Raw genomic sequence first — 23,099 nt, 5'->3', positions numbered from 1 at the left:
CGCAGTTCCTGAACATCGCCCCGGACATGGTGAATCCGGGACAGATACACAACCTGTTGGGGCAGGCGCAGCGGCAGCAGCATGCGCAATTGCCGCCGGACGATCCGGGAAGGTTCCTGTTCGCCGAGCGGACCGCCGTCATGTGCGAGCGGTTCCTGGCCGTCGATCCGATCGTCCGGGCTGTCGACGCACTGGCGGAGTGGACCGATCGAGCCCGGCGACTAGATGAGCAGGCGCATCCGACCCCGGCGCCGACCCCGGCCACCCTTATCCAGGAAGCGCTCGCCGAGCTGTCGTCGCTCGATAGCGACGGCCGCGCCATGGTCGCCGCGCTGCTCGAGGAGGTGCTGGAACAGCCGGGTACCCGGCTCTGGCCGGTTGAACGCCGCGGTACCGGGAGCCGGATCCAGGTCCGCGACACCGACGGCGTCCGGCTGCTGACCGTCGATATATCTGATGGAACCGTGGCGGTGCGGACCCAGTTACGTCGTGATCGGCCTGCGCGTGGCCAACGTGCGCTGCAATTGATCCCCCATCTGTTGCACAACTGGTCCGAGCGGCAAACGACCACAGTGTTCACCACCGTCATGGAGCGCACCGCCGGTCTGCTGGCCGGTGGTGACGGAACACTGACGCTGGAGCTGACCGGCAGCCAGCTGGACGTCGCCGTCGAAAGCCGCGCAAATCTGGCGCTGTACTTCGATCGTGAGGATCTCCCCGAATCCCCGGCCGCACCACCTGATGGTGAGTCGGCTGCTGTCGAACCGAAACCGCGGACCACGCCCGCAGCGACATCGGGTCCAGCCTCTTATCAGCCGGGACGGGGTGTGCGGCCGGATCCGGCCGGCGAGGCAACGTGGAACGCTTTCGGCGGTGATGACCTGTCCGCACACGCCCACCGGAAGCCGGGGCGGGCGGGACGTTTCCTGCGGCAACTGGTCGGTCGAAACGGCACCGAGGAGGCACCCGTCCAGGCGGTCGTGGCACTGCCGGAGTCGCTGGTCGACCTGCGCCGTGACGCACGCATCGAAGAGCGAAGACTCCGATATCAGCTGACGCACAGTCTCCCGGATGGCCTGACGGTCGACGACCTGTTGAACCCGGGTCCGAAGCTGGACACGGCGGCGAGCGAACTTGTCGCGGCACGTCGCCGGTTTGCTGAGCTGCTGGGTATCCCGCCGGACGATCTGCTCGACGATGTCCGGGTCGAACAGGAGCGTGCGGATCTGCGGGCTCGGGTCCCGCTATCGCCGTCGGTGCCGATAAGCGAGGAATTGGCGGAACTGATCTCGGCGCTGGCGCAGTTCAACACCCACTACGAGACGTTGAAAGCAGTAGGCGAACTGCGGCGGTTGCAGGACTGGTGCGCAACTGTCGACGCGTTGGAAGACGCACTCTACGACGCGAAATCGCGGGTCGAGCAGGGTGCTGGGTCAGTCGATGATGTCCATCGGCTGACCCAGCAGGCTGCTCGAATCGCTGCCGCCGCCGAGAAAATTCGGGATCTCAGCGCCACCAGGCCGCTGCCCGCGAAGTTGCGGCACGTGCACGGTGGCGCGATCGCTGATCCTGAGCGATACGGCTATCACCCCGGCTCCGTGACTCAGCCACGGCTGGGGCCACGGACGATGGAACAGCTACGTGATCTGAACGCCATGACGCTGCAGGCGTTGCAGACGAGTTCCGACAAATCCGAAAGGCGCACACTGGTCGCCCGCGCCGACGAGTACCGGGTGCTGCTGCAATGGATGGACCAGGTCGAGACGCGTGACCGCCAGCTGCGTGACCTCGGCAACGAACTCGACCGGGCGATCCAGGATGCCGGGGTCCCGAACTCCGGTTCGCGCATCACCGTGGGCGGTGAACTGGCGAAACGTGCGGAGTACGCGGAAACACAGCTCGCCCGGCTGCGAGAACAATCGCGGCAGTCCGGTGCCGATATCGAGACGACACGGCAGTGGGTGCATGGGGTCGAGGCGACCCAGGCCGCGCTGCGTCAGTGGTATTCGCGCACAGCTGTTGCTCGGGCACGTTTCGATGAGCGCCGCACGAGGTATGTGACGGAATTCCCCGGCGACGAATTCACGTTGCTGTCTGCACCCCACGATCTGGACGGGTTGCGCTCGCTGGCCGAACAGGCAGCGACGGAGCCTACCGAGGTACTCCGACGCGACGCAGCGGGTGAACTGCTCGCGCTGGGCGTGGAATACCAGCGTTGGATGTCGGAAACCAACCGTATGGAAGAGCGGTTGCGTCGTTTCGAGTACCTGATCGGTGAGGCAGAACGACTCCGGTACCGCCGCAAGCGAGCCCGGAACGAGATGTTCGATGCAGCCGCGCTGACCGGGATACCGATGGATATCAGTAGGGCAGACACCGATCTCGTCCAGGCGCTGCGGGACAGTGTCGAGTCCCAGCAGCGTCGCATGATGGATATCCTCGAACCGGCTCGGCACCGGGGATTCGGGCTGGCCCAGGCCGCTGACCTGACACCGGAATGGTTGGCGAACTCACTGCCGCGACTGGCGGATGCGGAACGCGAGATGGCCGTTCGGCTCGCCCGGTACCACAGTCTGCTCGACACCGCCGTCACGGTGCAGACGTGTTCGGTGGAGATCGATCGAATCGAGCGGGTGCTGCGCGAGGGGATAACGCAGCCGCCCGCGGCGGTAGTCGCCCCGGTCGGTGGTGGTGCGGTAGCTGGACACCGGCGGCCCGATACTACTCGGCCGGTTCGGCTGGTAGGCGATTGCGCCCCGTACGCGGTCGATACGACGGAAGCCGCCAATCGTCGCGCTCGGGGTGACCAGCCGCTGGAGCAGACGGACCAGCCGCGAGAATTCTCTCTGGAAGGTGACAATCCCATCGATGTCGCGCTACAGCTGCGCGGCAATTGGCGTAGCCAGGGCTACCGAAGCACTTCCGAACCCATCGACCATGTCATCGCCATGCACGACCGCGGCACACCCGCGACCGTGACAGTCGGCATCGATTACCGCCACGAACGCGGCGCGCATCTGGCCACCGTCACCTGGGACCTGGACCTGGGCATGGTCGTGGTGCATGAGCGGGTCAACGGTCAGAAGCGAATGCACGCCGGGGAGGCCGCCGCCCGGGCATGGGCGGCGCAGCAGGCGAGGGACGCCGAGGGTGTCTTCGGGATCGAATCGGAGAAGGGGGTCCCGAAGCTCCCTCTCGCCGAGGGCGAGCTACCGACCGGCATTCGAGGTGAGAGCATTCCCCGCCAGCTCTTGCGTGGTGCTCCTGAGGAAAGCCCGGAAACCTCGGATGAGTCGAACACGCCCTTCGAGGCGCGAGACCACCATGAGCAGGGCGAGCAGCCGACCGGGTCCGTCGGTGATCAACTACGAAAAGCGCAGCGGGATCTGGGTGAGGTCGTTCTAGCGCTCGGGCTGGGGGACACCGGTGTCGCCGCTACCTGGCCCGAGCGCACTTGGGGTGACGTCATCGCCGGGCAGAAGTCAGCGGTAGCCGCTGATCGAGCCGCATTGGCCGCCGAACTGGGTGTCGACCCAGCGGGCCTGGAGCAGGCTCCCCTCGAGCTTCGGTTGGGGCACCACCAAATACTAGGAATGCGTCGCGCTGACATTGTGCGGCGGGAAGCGGTGTTGGCGGGGCTGCCGGGGATAGTGCGGCGCTACCACGAGGCGATGGCCGCAGCAGCGCAACACAACGACAATGCCGATGCGCGGGCTTGTGCCCCGATTGTGGCCGAAATATTGCGGACACGACCGGATGGTGAGCGAATCGAAGGCCACGACATCGTGCGATTCCCGGACCGATCGCTGGTGGTGGTCGCTGTCGAAGGTGAGCATCAGCGAGCCTTGGGCCGACTACAGGCACAGTGGCGAGAGGTCGAGGTCGGATTGGAAGGGGAGACTGTTCGGGTCGGGGACAGGTACCGGGTCGAATACGTTTCGGTTCCCCGGCCAGCTGAGCGACTCGAGGCCAGCGTCGAGCCGGCTGCACGCCCAGATATCGGTGATCTCGGCAAGGCCCAGCGAGCGGTGTCGCGCCTTTATTACGAGTGGAACCATGCGAAGGTCCAGCTCGGACACAGCTGGGAAGAACTCAGCAACGACCCGAACGTGCAGAAGCGAGCCGAAAAATACCTCATGGAGGTGGCCCGCGAGTGGATGTTGTTGGCCGAGGAGCTGCGGGTCGAACCGGCGGCGCTCTTCGATGTCCCGCTGGATATCCTGAGCAAGCGACTGAGCAGGCAGCACCCGTTGGCCGACCTCGGCCGGCTGCTCGAACGCTGTGAAACGCAACGCACCGAATTGCTGCGGCGCAATGAACTACTTCTCCAGATATACAGCGCCTACGCCGAATATCGTCGAAAACTGGCTGGTCTCGACGACCAGGCTTCGCGGCGGGCGCTGAAAAAGCTACTTCCGAAGTACCCCGGCGGCAGGCAGGTCAGCGCACATGTAATCCACGTTCCGAGCACAGGAACCGCGCCAGACCAGTTGATTGTGACGGCGATAGAGCATCGATACAAGGCCGCGCTGGCGGACCTGGTTGTCGCGCGGCCGGAATTCGGGCAGGCAGTAACAGCCGCCGCGGCACGGCATTACCGGATCATCAATGTGGCGGCGGAGGTTTCGCGAGACGGCGCGGTATACGTGCAGGACCCCGAAGCGCCTGTCCATCTCGCAAACCCGAGTCAGAATGAGCTCGCTGCCGCGCTGCTCGACGCGTATCTCACCTACAGTGCAAACGATCTACTGAACAAATCCGTCGGCTTGCCCGAATGGCTGAAGCCGCTGGGAACGCTCGGTCGGTTCCTCCCCCGGCTGAGCCCGTTCTATAAAGAATCAGCCATGGAACTTTGGCAGCGCAGCCAGCCGCTCGACGACAACGCGAGCTTGGTGAAACTGGGACGTCGTTTGGCCGACACTAATGCTGTGACCGAGCCATTCGGCCCGGAGGAGGTCGTACGCAAGGTTGTCACCGGCGAAATCAAGCCAGTCGAGTACCGATTCGATCCGCCATCCCGGAGCCCGGAATCTTTGGAAATCGAGATCGGCGGTATTCGCGCGACTCTGTACGCGGCGCCGGATGGGCAAGGCGGCTATCGAATCGTCGCTCCGAACAAGCGTGGCAGTTCAACCAATCCCAGCCATGTGCTCGCCAATCGGTTTCACGGATGGCGTGCGAAGTCGGTGAAAAAGCTGGGACGCAAAGTCGTCTCAGCCTTGAAAAACGGCACCGTCCCGCGTAACGACGGTACGGCCGAACCGGTTGCACCGATCAAATCCACAGCAGTGGACGCGGCGAAGTCGAAAGCGCTGCCCGCATCCGACGAAGCTCTGATCCGCTCCGAAAACGAGAAGTTGTACGGGCGCAGTTGGAAGCAGTGGCATCTTGATCCGGCGACACCACCGGGTCGAGTACGCGGGAGCGCGCAGCAACAGATCGACGCAGCTTTCGCACGTGTGGATGATATTCGCGTTGATATCACTCGGTGGTGTCGAGAAGCCGGAATAGATTCCGCTGGAATGGAACCGGCACAGATCGAACAAGCACTATCCACGCTGGCTACCCAGGAGGGAGGCCGGTCGCCGCAGGCCGTCGCACTCGTACGGCGGGTTCGGGTGATGCTCGAACACCTCGACACCGCGCAACAGCGCTGCGTGAACATTCTCGAAGCGGCGGCGGTGGTGGCTGCCCGGGACGTGCTCGTGGCCGAGGGCGCGGTCTTGTTCGATGGAGGGTCCGGGTTCATCGCGGCAGCAGGTGACGGACGACCCCGGATAGTCATCACCTCCCCGGAGCCGGTACTGCCCGGGCTGCCGGAAAACAGGATCCGGCTCCATCCTGCCGAGCTGCGTCACAACGGGGTCGACGTCGACCGTATCGACATCAGTTACCGGCACATTCGAGTGGATCGTGCCGGGTACATCTCGCAGCAGCCATTCGAGCCGGACTACTCGGCTTCCGACGAGAGCCCTCGCAGGTACTGGCGTCCGAGCGATGCTCGAGTGGACGCTATGGTCGACGTTCGCTCATTTGCCGAGGAAATCGAGGACGCAGCCCTACTCGCCCAGACCGGCTCATCCGCGGCACCGGGCATGTCGGTGCAGTCGTCTTCGCGCGAAGCAGACCATGTTCTCGTCGAGGTGGCCGACCCGGGCCAGGTCGACGCAGCAGAGGCCGAATCCTTGATCGCGGCCGCCTTCGGCGTCGAGCCTTCGGAGTTCTATCGAGCTTCGGCGCGGAGCTACTACCGGCGAGACCACCGGGGGACCCCGGAGACTCGCATCCTGGACCCGGGCGCCTGGGATGCGTATTTCCACTCATCGAGCGGTAAGAGGCTCGGCATGTTCGAAGCCGTGATCGCCGCGCCCGCGCACTCCCCGGCCTGGCAGGTCAGCGATACGGGAGAAGTGCTCGGTACCGACCACCGTGCCACCGCGCCGTCGGCATCCGACTCCGTTCCGCAGCTGTCCGAGCATTTCGTACGCCGAAATACCGACGGTTCCGAAACCTGGCTCGACCACGAGGTCGCGAAGTCGCGGATACAAGAGATCCGACAGCGAATCGTCCAGGCAGAACCGGAGTTCCGCCGTCTCGGTCTCGAACAGATGCACCGCGTCGTCCTGGAACGGTTGGCCCAGATCGAGCGGCATGCCCCTGCTGCCGATCCGGACGGTGAGGCCGGGCCGCAGTCCACTGCAACGTCCGCCGATCAAACGGTGGCGCAGGGCGGCGGCGACCTGGTCGTCGAGGATGCGCCCCGCAACGACGGGCATGGCATCTCTCGTTCGCTGCCCTCGGCTCCGCTCGGCGGCGATTCATCGTCGGGCCTGCCGCCGGACACTGTGGCATTCGACGGCTCCCCCGGGTTGGTTCGGCCGCGGGGGGCTGGACGTCGGCGCCCGATCTCCGACCATGTGATCATCTTCGCCCATGACGATCGGCTGACACCGGACGCTTGGGCGGACGGTGAGCGCTACCCGGGCAAGCAGTCCGAACCGCAAGCCGAAGACGAAACACGGGCGCGGCGGTCGCCACACGAGGCGTCCTTGTCGGCGGAAACTCAGCCCACGGAGGACGATTCCGCATTGCTGGAAGCGGTTCGGGCGGGCGACGAAACGGCGTACGAGACCTTGTATCAGCGTTATGTCGACTACGCGCGCCGGGTGGTCATAGCAGAGACCCGTGGTCGTCCGGCCACGGATGTGGATGACATCGTCGCCATGGCGTTCACCGGCCTGCTCGCAACTCTGCGCCGTGGTGGCGGACCGACCGAGAATCTCCGCCCGTACCTGGGCGCTACCGTGCGCAACGCGGTAGCGGGCTTCTACCGAGGCGCCGCACCCGCACTTGTCGAAGACCTAGAGGCGCTGGACCGGATGCAGCTCGGCGGCCCGCAAGCAGCCGACCTGTCGACGGAAATCCAATGGCGAGAATCCGAGATGGGGCGCGCGTTCACCGCGTTGCCGGATCGGTTGCGTGAGGTGCTGGCATGGGTGGACCTCGACGGAGTGTCCGAGGAGGAAGCAGCCGCCCGGCTCGGTATGGAGCAAAACGCGGTGCGGGAGCTGGTCGATGAGGCACATGAGCGGCTACGTGCCGAGTTGTTCCGGCCCCGAGCTGAGCTTTTGCCCGCGGCACTCGAGGCCAGGGGTTCGGATCTCGCCACCGCGTTGTCCGCTGGCGGCGAGCACGTGATGCAGACGAGAGCACTCCACGCGCTGGTGCCCAGGCTGCGAGCCGCCAAGGACGCGCGGCCGGATGATGTGGCGAGACTCGTCGGAAACCTGCATCCCTGGCAACGGGAGAGATTCATTCGCTGGTTCCTGGGGCAGACGGTGCGCGAAATCGCCACCGTTATGGGAGACAGCGAAGACTGGGCGACACGACAACTGCACAGTGCTGTCCGCGATGTTGTCAGCGGTTTGTCCGGGCCCATCCCGGACGCCATCCCCGAGACGGCGCATCCGCCGAGGTCCCAGCAGCGGCGTCGAACGCCGATGTCCCAGCAGTGGCGACGAATACGCCGCAACCAGCTGGCACGATGCATCGATTGGCTCCCCGCGGCCGACCGGGAACTGGCGGAATTGTTGTTCTTGCGGCTGTCTTCGGTAACCGACGTGGCAGCGGAACTGGGCCGTGCCGAAGACGATGTGGCTGCCGAGCGGCGTCGTCTCGTCACCGATGTGAAGCGGTTGCGGGACAAAGACGATATTGCGACGTCGATATTCATCGAGGCGGTGCAACGTCTTCGCCCCGAGTGGCTGCGGCCACACCTGCCGGATTTGACCGCGGCACAGCGGGAAAGGTTCGATCGGTTCTTCGTGCAGGGCGCGGCCATGACCGCGTTTGCGGAAGAAGAAGGTGTCAGTCCCAAAATAGCGAGACGCCGCCTGCGTGAAATCGCGCACCTGCTGACCGAGCAGCTGCCGAACGAGCTACGAGAACAGTTCGGACGTCCCGGAGTATTGCGGCATGTGACGCGTGCGGATGTGGCCCGAGAAGCGGGGGTGGACATATCGACTGTGAAGAGGGTGTTGGCCGACGGCAGCGGCGCCGGGCCTGAGGTCGCGCAGCGGATACGGGCGGCGGCAGACCGCTTGGGGTGGCATACGGTTCGCCCAGGAGTGGTGGCAGCCGAAGGTATCGCCGTGGACGAGACCGCACCGTTGCCCGTTCCGGTCGTAGCCGATAAGGGTCCCTCGCACTACCAGCAGCGCGGACAGGAATTGCAGGAGGTGCGGGCGGCTCACCCCCACGATGTGGCACGGTGCATCCCCAACCTGCGTGCGGCGGATCAGGAAGTCGCTGAACTGTTGTTCCTGAGGAAACTGTCGATCCGCGAAGTAGCAGGCATCTTGGGCCGCAGCGAGGGAGCGTTGCGCTTCCACCAGCATCGCGTTGCCTTGGATTTGTCGCGGTTGTTGTCCGGTGGAGTGTTGTTGACCGACAGTTCGGCGGTGGCGCTGATCGAGAAGCTCCAGGCGCTCCACCCGGAAGTCTTGTCACCGCACCTGCCCGGTCTCACCGAGACCCAGCGGGAGCAATTCGAACTGTTCTTCGTCCAGGGCGGGGGTACAGGCGAGCCTGTGCGTGTTGCCCACGCGACGTATCAGGTCGCGCGTGTGCTTGCGAGCAAGCTCGACCCGGACCTCGTCGAGCGGCATGCGGACACACCGGTATGGGAGTGGGTGTACGCGGCCCGAGCCGGTGATATCGAGGCCATGGACCGGTTGGGCGAGCGCTATGCCCACCGGGTGTTCCGACATGTGCTGTCCGAGGTCGGCCGCCGAGATCTGGCCGAACAGATCACCACTGTCGTCATGCGCCGTGCGGTGGCCGGTCTCCACCAGCTGGTCGAGGGACAGGATGTGGGCGCCTGGTTCGTCGCGAATGCCGCCGACCTACCTGCCGAGCAATGGACCCCGCCGGTGGAACTGGGGGAGACCGCACGTTATGACCAGGTACGGGAACTTGTCGCGGAACTGTCTCCAGCGCTGAAACAGGTCGGTGCGCTGTGGCTTCTGTCCGGCCAGACGCTCGACGAAGTATCGGCTGCGACAGGGAAGAGCCGGAAACGGGTCCGACAGCTGCGCGGTGTCATGATGCGACAGCTGATCGACCGCCTGGCCGGTGTCGAGCGGATTACTCATGCCCAGGCGTCGGAGACTGTCGGTCGGGCATTGGGAGACGATGCTGGGGCGCTGTTGCCATATCGGAATTCGTTCACCCCTCGGCAGTGGACATGCCTCGTGCTGGGTTACATGCAGCAGCCACCGGGCTCGACTGCCGAGATCGCCACCGCGCTTGGTATCACCGTTCGGGCAGCCGACAGCTTGCAACGGCGCGCAGTGGCACGCGCTGCGAAGTTGCTCACTGCCGGACTCGGCTCGATGGAAACGCCGGATGGGAACGCGAAGCTGCCTGCCACCGGTGGTGCCGATCTGGAATTGGTTCGCAACACACCGCCCGATGTCGTGCGGCTGGCAACACGAGCTTTCTCGCCGCGGCATCGGGAGTTCATTCGGCTGCGGTTCCTGTCCGATCCGCCGATGTCCAACCCCGAGATAGCGCGCGAGATGGGGATTACCGAGTCCGCGGCAGGCGCGCTGCAGGACCGGCTGGTTCCGAAGGTGGCCCAGGCGCTGACCACCGGCGCGGTGTCCACCGTGGGGGGTTGGGCATTGGAAGTGGTCAAGGCGACATGGCACGACGATCCCGGCGCGTTCCGGCGTGCGATGGCGCGGCTGTCGGCCAGCGAGCAGCAGTGCATCCAGCTGCGGATCGTGCAGGAGAAGTCCCGTGAGGAGATGGTGTCGGCGCTGGCCGAGTCGGGTCGCACCGAAGCCGGTCTCGCCCAGCTGTACAAGCAAGCGGTCCGTCATCTGGCCGAAGAGATCACCGGGTCCAAGCCGCCTACCCCTGCTGAAGCCACCGAGCGGATCGAAACGGCTCAGCGCAACGATCCCACCGGGTTCTCGGAGTTCGTCCGCGGTCTGGACGCGGACCGGTTCAATGAAGACGAGCGACGTTATCTCGAACTGCGATTCGTCGACGGCAGTACGCCGAAGGAGATCGCGGTAGCGCTCGGCAAGAATACGAACTCGATCAATCAACTGAGGCGACGCGCCGTCGTGAAGTTGGCGGAAGCGCTCGCAGGCGAGTTGCTTCCAGCCGTCACACCAGTGGCCGAAGAACCGCAGCCCACCGACCCCGCACTCCCGGACGACGGCAGCCCGGCGCCCGGCAGAGCGGAGGGCCACCGCCCGGCGGGCGGAACCGGGCCAGCCGCGGGTGCGCTCGCCTTCCATGAGGGCGTGCACCCCGAAGTGCTGGACCTTCCCGTCCGCAGACGACACACCACACCCGCGGGCAGGCCCGACCTCGATATGGCGCAGGGCTTCCACCATGACAAGAACGGCCGTGAGTGGGATGGGGGGAAGAAACAATCCGATGCGCAGCCGCCTGTCGTTCGGGCACAAGCAGGCGCCGAGCAGAAGAGCCCAGCGAACCAAGGGACGCCGGAAACGGTACGACCGGAGGAGGAACAGGGCCGGTCGAATCCGCTGCTCGATCGGCAGGGGCCCGCAGGCTCGCCGCGCCTCGACCTGATCACGGTGGAGGCTATCGTTCCGGCCGCACAGCGTGCGGTCGAGCAGTGGAGGAACGATATCGCCGAAGTGGTCGAGATGATCGAAGATTCCGGCTCGTACACTTTCCACGAAATCTTCGACAGGTACCGCAGAGCAGGGTCCGAGGTTCTTCCGGTGGAGCAGACGGTGCTCTGCCTGAAAAATGCGCTTCCGCGAGAATACCCTGGGATCCAAGAAGCTTGGACCGAGTTATCGGAGATCGTGTCCGAAGCTCGTTTCGAGGTGCGAACACACGAAGTGCTCGGCGCCTGGATCAGGGATATGTATCTTCAGCGTAATGACCCGGCTCTGAACCTGAGTCGCGAGATACGCGAGATACTGGAGTTGGAGTATCGGGATTGTCGGGCGGCCGGATTCGGTCTCGGGGCCGAGGACCGGGAAAAGCTCACCGAGATAGACAACAGATTGAATGTGCTGTCGACTCGTTTTCAGAAGAACAAGTCCGCTGCGGTGGAGGCGGCCGCCCTTCCAGCGACGGAAGAGGAATTGGACGGTATCTCACTCGACAGCGCGAGAATCACCCGGGATCCTGAAGGCGGTTATCTGCTGAAGCTCGATAATTACATGACCAGCAGTGGTCAGGGCGCCTTGTGGCTTCTGAAGAACGAGGGCATGCGGAAAAGGGTCAAGCAGGCTTCGATAGATCTGTGCCGAAGCGGTGAGTACGACAACACCTTGATCTCCGCGCAGATGCTGAAAGCTCGAGGTGAAAAAGCTGCGATCTTGGGTCATGCCAACTATGCGAAGTTCATAGGTGAACAAGAACCTGTCGATCCGGAAACAGGGGCAGCGGTTCTGCGGAAACTGGCGCCTTACGTGGCCGCCAAGTTCGACATCGAATTGCGTGAAGCGGCTGCGGCGCTCGGTAAAGATCGCGCCGAAGCCTGGGACGTGTACCGCGGCAGCCGTCTCCATGCGGAACAGGCCCAGGGAGTCGATCACAAGTATGAAGCGGAGCATCTGGCGCTGGAGCAGGTACTGGTAAAAGGGGTATTCGAACAATACGAGCGCCTCTTCCGCCTGAAGTTCACCGAGCGTCCCGACGTACCGACCCCGCACCCCGATATCCGGGGATACGAGGTCACCGATAGTGGTGACGCGGGGAAAACAGTTGGCTTCGTTTACTTCGATCCATTTGCGCGACCAGGAAAAATGGGTGGAAACTATACCACCGAGTTGTTCCCCAAAATTCCCTCGCTGGGTCGCGTCCCGGTGGCCATGGTGCACCTCAACTTGAGTAAGCCGAAGAGCGACGGTGAACTATGCCTCCTCGGGATGTCTGGACTCGAAAGCCTGTTTCATGAATTCGGGCACGCAGTCCATTACATCCGGGGGGATGGTGTGCAGGTGGCGCCGTTCCGTCGCGCACCGCGCACATACGTCGAGTCGGTCGGGAAATTGGCGGAGAACTTCGCGTCGCTCTTCCTGGAGAAGTACGCATTCAGCTACAAAACCGGCTTGCCGATGCCCGCGGAGATGATCGAAAGCCTCCAAAGGCGAATGTCGAAGCGCAATGCGCGATTCCAGGCCGAACAATTGGTACTCTGTCTTCAAGATCTGGCCTGGCATAGCCGCACTCCCGACGAGATTCCCTCGGATGCGGCGGGAATGAAGAGCCTCGAGGACGCTGTACTGGTCCGGAACGGCCTCACTGCTCCGAGTCTTTTCGATTACAGCCCTATCCAGACTTTCGGTCATTCAGCCGTTCTGCCCTACGCTTCCTTGTACTATTCGTATATTTGGAACGACATACTCGCTGTCACTCTCTGGTCCGAGTTCCTGAAGGTGGTCGAGGAAAAGGGTGCGACCGGAGAAGCCGGTGACTGGTTGGTCGAGAAAGTGTTCAAGCACCGGGAGCTATTCCTCCGTGAAGCCATCGGGAATATCCTGAACAGCGATACCGATATTTTGCCGTACGCCGAGTCGACAGGCCTTCTGGACGGCATCGAGCAGGCCGAACGGAAAGGGCCGGAGCCAGGTGGCCGTGCAGCCGCCGGCGCCGATGGGGAAACAGGCACCGATGAGAGGGCCGGGGTGCGGCAGGCTCGGGTGACGGGGCCGGGTGCGGAGGACGCTCCTCCGCACCGAGCCGCCGTCGCTGACGGCAATGTTTTCATCGGTACGGTCCACCGTAGTGATCCGTCGCATCCGGATTCCGTTGCCTTGACAGGGTTCGTGTACGAGTGGCTCGCAGCAGCAGGCGGGCGGGATCGCGTCATCGGGGTCGAAGGGCGGGTTCCGGAGCCGCTGGAAACGGCGGAGGCGTCGTTCTCCGGTCCACGCGGGGAGATGGCGCTCCTTGCCTATGCAGCCCGAGAATTCGGTGTGGAAGTGATGTCGCTGGAAGAGGATCTTGCAGAGCAAGTCGACTTCCTTGTCGGCGAAAATGATCGTGAATTTGTTTTCCTGTACTACGTCCTGCGGTATATCCCTCAGGGATTGCGGGCCGGCGCCAACATAGATATCGACAGTCATCTGCAAGAAGCCATCGATATGTACCGGGGCATACTGCCCGACGGTGTGGATCCGCGCGCCGAATTCTTCCGGCTGATGCAGCGCCATTACATCGGTATGGGATTCGAATCCCCGCGATCGTTCCGGAAAGAAGATGAGGACTGGCTGCTGCGGGAAACCACCGATATGGGCCACAGCTCTACGCAGTCCGGTGTGCAGCGTGTCGCCGCGGCATGCCAATCCCGCAGAGAGTACGTTGCTGCGAACAAAATTCAAGAGCAGATCGACGCTGGACGAGCGGTCCTCGCTGCCTACGGGGAAATACATTTCGACGCCATGCATCGGATGATTCCCGGGTTCACGGACTCGACGGTCATCGAAGTCAGCGGGCGGGTCGACGCTGAAAAACAAGCCGGGGGCGACGCTCCGTCCGCACCTGCGCACCGTGAAGCGGGTCGAACCTCACGAGAACAAGAGCCTGGTAGCGATCCAGCGGTCGCGACTCTGCTGGGAGCTGTCGACCCTGGGCGGCTGGCATCGGTGCGCGAACAGCTCGCCGCGGAACGAGACACGGTTGCTGCCGAACGTGACGCCGCCGGGGTGGCACAGCAGGACACAGCGGCCGATGACCAGCGCTACCAACGGTTGACCGCCATGGTGAGACGTCTCGACGAGTTGAACGACCTGGTCGCTCACGCCGGATCCGAGGTTTCGCCGGATCGGCTTCGGTTGCTGGTGCACCACTTCCATGCTGCCGCGGAGTGGTGGGACGCGTTGCGCGGCGCCGAGTACGCAACCAGATTGATCAAGCCGCTCGCCGTCGACGCCGCTGAGCAGGAACGGGTGGCGCTGGTAGCCGCCGAACGTTACCGAACAGCCGACGACCGGGTCCGTGCTCTCGCGGACGCATTGAGTACGGAGCGTGCCGAAGTACCCGAGGCTCGACCGGCGGTGTCCTCGGAAGCGATCGTATCCGAGCACAATTCGAAGATCATCGATAATGTGTTGGCGCGGTTCCCGGCGATCTTCGACCAGCCTAGAAAACTCGAGGAACTCCGACGAGAGTTGGGTGCGGATGAGCAATTCGACATCCTCGTCGCATTGGAAACATTGTCGCACCAGTTGAACGGAGTCAATCCCCCGGACCTTTCTCACGAAAATCTGCAGGAATTCACCGATCAGCTCTTTGCGGGCCGCGCATCCATCACAACCGCTCATGACGTCTATCGACGCCAAGTCGCATCCGACCCAGCAGAGCCGGATGCGGTCGCCGACAGCCGTTCCCATATCAACGCACTCGGTGAAATCCTCGTTGATCGACCTGCCGGGAACCGCTTTGCCATCGTGAATACCCCGAACGTGATAGACGAGATGCGTCCCGACAACGTCCATCAGTGGGCGGGTATCTCAGAATTGGTCTTCAATGTTCGTTACTACCGGTCAGGCGTGGAAAAGGGACGGCACGGCTTCCGCGTCTATATACACCCGAGTCCGGACGCGGCAACCAGCATGATGCGCGATATCGTGCACCAGATCGTCGATCAGCCGGATCGCTACCCCGGCGTGGAAAGCGCAAAGATTTCCGGGCCGCTTTGTTGGAGAAGCGACAGCATCGTCATCTATGTTGACGAGCTCGCGGATGCGCACCGTATCGTTCCGTGGCTGCGTCGATATCGGGAGCAGAACACCGGCGCCTTTTTGTGGTCTGTCCCGGCCATGACGTATCAGGTGATGGAGGGAGTGGCCCTCGGTGCCGATCCGGCGGGACAGCAAAGTTTCAGCGAGCTTCGGTCGTGGCCGCTGTTCGACGCGCTGCCGTCCACTCCGGAAGACACCGACAAGGCCGCGTTCCGCGGCCGCGCCCTGAACGGTCTGGCCGACCACGACGTCGATCCGCAGCGCCCATGGTTGTCTCTCGGTTCACCCAGATGGCGAGACCACCACGAAGTCGATGTGCTCTCTGCCGCGGGTGTGACAGACCGGGGTGGGCAGCCCGACCGGCAACACAGCGTGAACGAGGACTTCTTCACGCTCACCACGGCCTCTGTCGGCAGTGAGCAGTGGACGTTGTCGATGGTCGCCGATGGCTTGTCCAGTCAGGCGAAAAGTGAAGAGGCCGCGGAGGTCGCGGCCAAGGCAGCCGCCGCGATACTGCCGCAGGAGGCCGCCCGCGTCCGGGCGGGCGGGCAGCCGGATGCGGCGCACACCGCGAAACTGGCGGCCGAAGCCGCGCAGCGTGCCGTGCTCGACCTGATCTCGGAGAAATATGCCGACTCCGAGATCCCACCGGCGTGCGCCATGGTGCTCGCCTTGGTGACTCCGACCCAAACGCTCACCGTGGTGGTCGGCGATCCGGTGGCGTATTGGATCCCGCTCGACGGCGGGCCCGCGGTCCGGTTGACCGAGGACAACTGGTTCCTCGAACAGTTGGCGAGGAAACGCGGAATGACGGTGGAGCAAGTGCGGCCACCCGGTTTCAACCCCTCGATGTTCCTGCGTTATCTGGGCAAGGACCTGGAATGGCAGGAGGCGCAGCCCCAGTCCCATGTCCCGGTCGGCAAAGGAATCTACGCGCTGTTCACCGATGGCGCGGTCAAGGTCTACTCCAAGGACCAGCCGGGTGCGGACAGCACCGAACAGAAGATCGCCGACTCTGTCCGGCAGAAGCTGATACAGGCCGAAGGCAGCCTGATCGGCGCTTCGCGGGCGATGGTGCAGCACGCCATCGAAGCAGGCGAACACGACAATGTCACAGCCGTCCTGATCGCAGGCCCTCCGCGCGAGTCCGGTACAGCCGCGCCCGTTGGTCATGCGCACAGCACACACCCAGCGCGGCAGGATGGTCACCAGCCGAGCCGATCCGCCGCCGCGTCCAGCTCTGCCGGCGGGTCGCCGCATGCGCGTGCGCTGTTCGGCCGTACTCCCGGCGCCGGAAATGCGCGCTGGACGCCCGCTGACCAGGCGATGGTGTACGGCTACGGCGACGGTCCACCGGAGACATGGGCGTTGCGACCGCCCACCACCGACGCAGGCCCCGCAGCGCAATCACAGCCGACGGATTCGGAAGCCGCCCAGCACACCGCCCCGGTTTCGACGCCGCCGCGCGTAGACGGCACCGCCGAGAAGCCGAGCGTCGTAGACGGCATTGAGCGAGCGAACGACCCGCAGGCAGGCACCTCCGTGGAAGTTGCTTCCGAGACCATGATTCCACCGGTGACAACCGGGGCGATCATCCTGCATTCAGGCGAGGATTTCGAGGATGGAGGCCGGCCGACGGACGAAGTCTCGGGCCTGGTGATCGCTGTCGGAGCGCAGGAACATGACTCGACGTCCGTGGTGATCGGGTCCACGGCGGACGGTCGTGCCGCTGCCTCCCTGGTCCTGCACGCGGTCGAAGCCCGAGGTGCATGGCACGACGATATGAAAGAGGGCCTGGATATCTCGCTCCAGCGTGTCGAGAGTAACGGCTTCACCGCGGAATTCGAGATTCGATACGTCATCTACTCCGATGGATTCGTCGCTGTCTATATCAGCTACAGCAACGCAGAAGAGGACAGTGCCGACTTCCGGCTGGTGCGGCGGTTGATCGATGCCGCATTCGAAGAACATTTCCCCGGGCAAACGATACGGATCCACGAGTCCTATGCCTCGAGTACGAGCCCGCCTCGGGAAATCGGCTCGTCCGGGGATGCCAGGCTCGCGCCGGTGACACGGTCGGGCGGCGCCTCGGCAGCGGCTGACTGGGCGGATGGTGAGGCAAAGCGTCAGCCGGACCGTGCGGTCGAACCCCAGAAACCCCCTCCGAGCCGCGATACCCGAGCTGCGGACGACGCGGGGACGAAGCCTGTGATCGACACACTGCGAGACCGTTTCGAGCCGCAGGTGTTTCAACGCGCCCTGGCCTCTGTGCAGGCGAGGGTCGAGCGCGGCGAACTCACGCTCGACGAAAAACAGCAGCTACAGCTGGCGCACGATATCACCGAAGAAACCTTCGTGGTCACGGGCGATCGGCTCTCTGGTGCCGATGTCGGCCGGGCGCTGGCCATTGTCTGCGGAAATACGATCCGCGAGCACCTGCAAACCGCCCGTTTCCGGCAGGATATTCGAGCGATCCTGCCGGAGAACGTGCGCAGCGGCCCGTACGGCCGAGACCTTGCGAATGTTTCGCGACAAGATCTGCGGCGGCGCCTGGACGCGCTGAAGCGAGACAGCCTCGACCAGTATCGGTGTCTTGTACTCCGGCATGTACGGAAGCTGTCGCAAGAGCGGACAGCTGAGGAGATGAGGCATAGCCCGACGACGATCCGCGCGCTCGAATACTTTGCCGCGCACGCCGTCGCAGGAGTTCCCGCGTCTGAGGTAGCCGAGCTAGAGGAAGGCATCGAAGGGATATCAACAGCACCATTGAAGCCTCCTCCCGACACGGATGCGCTGGCCAAAGTCGAGGCGGCATTCGCGGTGGCCGCGGAGACATCGGGCGAGCAGGGCGAGGTGGAGCGCGAAAAGCTGCGGCGGCTCGTCGACCGGCTCGGCAACCCCGATCAGGAACAGTGTCTCTGGCTCCGGCACCAGCACAAGTTGACTCATGCCGAGATCGCCGAGCGAATGGAGGGCGGCCGCGACACGAACGCTGTCAAGCAACTGCACCGGCGCGCAGTACGATCACTCGCCAAAATACTCGACGAAGCCAGTGTGCCGATCACCTCCGAGAAGCTGATAGCAGTATTCAGGGAGACAGCACCCGACGTGCTGGCCACCGGCGACCGCAGGAGCCGTTGGCGCTCAATAGCTGCCGCCTTGCGGGCGGCGATCGTATCGGGAAGCTTGTTCGAGGGCCAGATGCTCCCGGTGCCGATCACACTCGCCCAGCAGCTGGGAATGTCGTCGGAGATCGCCGTACGCAAGGCGTACGACCAGCTGCGCGCCGAGGGCTACCTGATCACCGGCATCGGCGCAGGCACCAGGATAACCACACGCGATCAGTGGCCGGCCGCGTCGCCGCAGGAGCCGCACCAACTATTGGATACCCTCCTCGGGGGACGGTCACGACAAGAGCTTGCCGCTGAAGCCGCGCAGGTCGGTTGGACACAGACTGTGCGAGAGGCTGTCCGAAGAGCGGTCCGCTCCGGAGCGGTTGGCCCCGGGACACCGCTGCCCTCGGCTCGCGAACTCGCCGAACATCTCGCACTCCCGACACGAGATGTCGTCAACCAGGCGTATCAGTATCTGTCGGAGGAAAAGTATTTGGTCGGGAAGCGGGGATCAGGCACGAAGGTCGCGCCCGTGGACCAGTGGCCGAGCGCACCGCTTGCTATCGGTGCGCCGGTCTCCGTGGAAGAGCTGGTGTCGATCTTCACGACAACCTCGCCGGGGCAGAAAGCCGCAGAGCGGACGGACAGTGGTTACCGCGAAACGGTGGCATCCGGACTGCGCCGGGCGATCATTTCCGGCCGGTTGGCCGAGGGACGTCCGTTGCCCCCGGTACGTGAACTCGCCGAACATCCGGATATGCCGTCCCGGTCCTCCGTAGGCAATGCTTATCGGCAGCTACGTGACGAGGGATATGTCGTTTCCAAAGACGGCATAGGCACCTTCGTCGCCGGGCGGGGGCAGTGGCAAGGCGAGCAGCCGGAAACCATCGACCAGCCCACGGCACCGACAACGTCCAGCGATGAACGCGGATCGAGTCGGGGCGCGGGTTCGGTGCCACGAGAAGTCGGACCACCACTCACCACGCCCGCTGCGGGCGGAGGACCGGTCGATCCGCTGCCCCCTGGCGTAGAACTGTTCCACCACGTCGACCCGAACCCGCTCGACCCCCACTTACCCTACCGCCGTAGGGCGAAAGGACGCGTTGTACCGTCGCACCTGCAGTTCCACCATCACGACAATGGCGCGAACGACAGTCAACTGTGGGATGACCCTCAGCAGCAGGCAGCCGAGTCGGCGCAGGTTCGACCACCAGCGAGCGAACCCGCTGATTCGCGGGACGATCGCCCAGCGACGAGCGACACGTTCTATAGCGATCTGCTGGACGCGGCTCGAACGGCCAGTGCGAGCAGCGGTCGAGGACCTTTGGAGGAGATCCAACAGTTCGTACTCCAACGCGTCCTCTCGCGCATCTTCACCCAAAACCCACATGACTGGATGTTGAAGGGTGGGCAGTCGATGCTTGCTCGCATCCCAGGTGCCCGACCGAGCTCGGATATCGATCTTGTCCGGCTCTCTCGCGTAGGTAGAAAGGCAATGGCGGCCGACTATCTGGCCGCCCTGCAGCGCGACCACGGCGACCACCTACGATTCGAGTTCGAGTCCGAACTCGGTCTGGACAATGACGGCGTACGTCTGTTTCACAGAGCTTTTATCGACGACCTGGAGGTGATGGTTGTCGGAATCGACCTCAACGTCGAGCGCGATATCCCACTGTGGCACGAACCGGAAATCGTTCCCTTTCCGTACCAGATCCTCCGAACCGAGGAAATGGGGTCCGAGCCGAACCTTCGTATCATATCCATTCAGGACATGCTGGCGCACAAGATCTCCGGTATGCACAAGTATGGGTATCGCACGCAGGAAAACCGCTGCGACGATTGCCTCCTGATACGCGAGGGCCATTACGCATGCAAAATGGCGGGCAGCGAAATGCCATATCGTCCCCAAGACCTGGCGGATGTGCTGTTGCTCGCACTGCATACCCCCGTCGACGGCAGGGAAACGCATGAAATGCTTCGGCAGGAGTTCGAATACCGGCGCGAACGAGGCGAAGTACTGCACGTTCCGGACCGTTTCGAACTACCCAATCCCAACTGGGGCGAATGGTTCGGCAACCATCTCAAGACAATTGACGCGCTGCCGTTCCGGACGCTGCACGAAGCGTTGCCTTTGGCGCGTAATTTCCTCGATCCACTGCTGAGCCCGGAACCGTTGCATGGCCACTGGGATCCGCAGCAACGACGCTGGTCCGAGGCTTCCCCTGCACCCATGGCTCTCGGTGGTCTCGAAGCGGGTAAGGCTATTACAAGGCCCCCGAGCGCGGAGACCGCCGGGACCGCAACGCCGGCGCCTCCGGGCGTGCGCCGCATCGAGGGCACTGGCGCGGCCCAACCATCGACGATCGCACCCGACCCGGAGTACATGGAGCAATGGGACCGGCTTGCGGTGGAGGTCTACGACGATCACAGCTTGGACGCTTATCTCACGCTATTGACCTATGATGATGAGATATCGGTTCCGGATAAATTGGCAATACTGCACCGCGATCTGGACAAGTTGGGGTACGAAGCTACCGTTATTTCCGGTGTAGACAACAAAACTCTGAGATTCTATTCCCATCAAACGGGTGAGGAGTCTGTTCATGCCGCCGCACTCATCCTTGATCCGGAAACGACTCTCGATCTGGCCTTCCAACCTCTGCGTGCCTACGAGTCGCATCGCTTGAACGCACATCAATCGCATTTCGCCTACCTGGGCGAACGACCAGAAGGGATGACTGCCGCGGAAGCCAACGCGGCGGCCTTTTGGTGGTGGACGTACGGTAAACCTCCGCAGGAGGTTTCACGCCACGATCTGGTGCGAGGTCTGCTCGAGATCCATTCCGAGCCGCTGCGCATGGCCCTGGATGTACGCCGCCGCCTCATCGAGGATTGTGGAATAGATCCTCGCCGCATTCGGCTGGTGCACGGCGGGGAAGGGCGAGACGCGTCCTACAGCAGAACCCAGTGGGTGCGCGCCAACCTGTTCGCCTTGAGTCGTATCCGCGATAACCCGCGACAGGCTCGCGACACGCTGGTCGCCGCCATGCTGGGCGAAGGACGCCAGCCGGAGTTCCGGAGTGCACGTGCCGGAGCCGAGTTGGAGCGACTGTTTAATGTGCACGAAGGTGATGGATCAGGACCCAAGAAGTACACACTGCTGTGGATCCGCGACTCGCGACCGTCCGGCACTCGTGGGCCCGAACTGGACACCCGGCCGGAGTACATCCGCCAAATCATCGAAACGTTGCGCGAGCGCCAGCCTGATCGAGAGATCGTGCTGATCGGGGATGATCTGTTCGAAAGACGGACCGGCTTGCACGAAACATGGCAGCGGGCGGGGGCCCTGGACGACGTCGACGTGCGAACCCTCACCAGATTCTGGGTCCCCCGCAGCCTCTCCCGAGCCGAGCAATGGCTATTCTTCCACCGTCTGGCCACCCAGCGCGATGTGGTACAGATCGGAATGGAGAGCGGAACGTTGGAAATGCCGATCATGCTCGGCGTTCCGACAGTGTATATATCGGCGCGAGAGTATACGGGCAACAAGGCCAACCGGTGGGCACATTACTTCGAACCGTGGGTATATGGTCGAACAGTTCAGGTCGTCGACGACTCGGGCAACTATATATACGACCCCGCGTCGGGACTGCCGAAGACCGAGTTCCGTCCGTATGGTGATCCGTTGCCTGCGCCACTGGCGACCATCGAACGCGTACCGGTCGGCCCCGATCTACCCGACCCGTCGAACCGTAACGAGCACCCGATCGCCGTTTACCACTATTCGAAGGTCTCACTGACCACCACTCGGATCATCGACCTCATCACGAGTGCCGCGCTGGCTCGCTGGTCCGGCCGACTTGGGCGGTCCGCGGGCCTCAGGAGTGCCGAGTGGGAGCCCTGGACCGAGCGAGACTGGCAGACCAGCAGGTTCTACGCCGACCAGTTGCACCGTTGGCTGCATACTGAGGCGGCCACCTCAGCGGAACATGCGAGAAAATGGGACGCTATCCGCTTGGCATTGAAAGGTGTTGTCGAACCGGGTTACACCGGCGACGAGACCCGGTTCATCTACCTTGGTACGTCTATTGTGCACCCGTATTTCGAGCTGTATTCCGATCACCCCGCGCCTGCTGATGGTGCTTTCCGAATTTCCGAGGCATACGCACAGGCCCCGCAGGCACGTCCCGCTGCCGTAGCGGAACTACTGAATGACATGTTCGCCTCCGCGGGGATTGGGGAGCAGGCCCTGAATGCCCTCTCCGCCTTCCGTCTGGAACCATCCGAGCTGGACCATCTCCATGAGGCCATCGACAGGGTTGTCTCCCGGAATTCGATCTTCCCGATTGCCCCCTTCGTTGCGCCGCCCGGCGGTTCCGCGTGGGATGCTCCTGGGGCCGTGCACCACTCGATGCGCCCCTCCATCGACAGCATCCAGCTGCCGGACTATTACCTCACATATATCCTGGACGGGCGGGGAGGCGGCGGCGGCCATCGCCACGGAGCCGGTGTTCCCGGGAAGACGGAGTTCCCCGCCCGTTGGGACGATGAGACTGTCGTCCGGTACCTGGTGGACATAGCCCGGGCACCGGACCGGGCGCTTTTTCAATCGAATGGCCGTTGGAATGTGGTCGGCGCGCGCGATGACGTGACTGTGAACGTGATCATCAGGACGGACGGCCGCATCTGGTCGGCTTTCCCCTTAAGGGGTCGGGGCGTCATACAAAATCCTCGGGAATAA

1 protein-coding gene (cut by a window edge) is annotated in these 23,099 nt (G+C 63.5%); it reads left to right on the top strand.

The features are described from left to right. Window positions 1-23,099 carry the final stretch of an MFS transporter gene (locus B0T44_RS28410; RefSeq protein WP_081511841.1) on the top strand. It extends 25,744 nt beyond the left edge of the window, so the window shows 23,099 of its 48,843 coding nt (coding positions 25,745-48,843); its start codon lies off the left edge, out of view; it ends in the stop codon at window positions 23,097-23,099.

This window comes from Nocardia donostiensis (assembly GCF_002081715.1).
Taxonomy (GTDB): domain Bacteria; phylum Actinomycetota; class Actinomycetes; order Mycobacteriales; family Mycobacteriaceae; genus Nocardia; species Nocardia donostiensis.
This window is presented reverse-complemented; position numbering and strand designations above follow the sequence as displayed.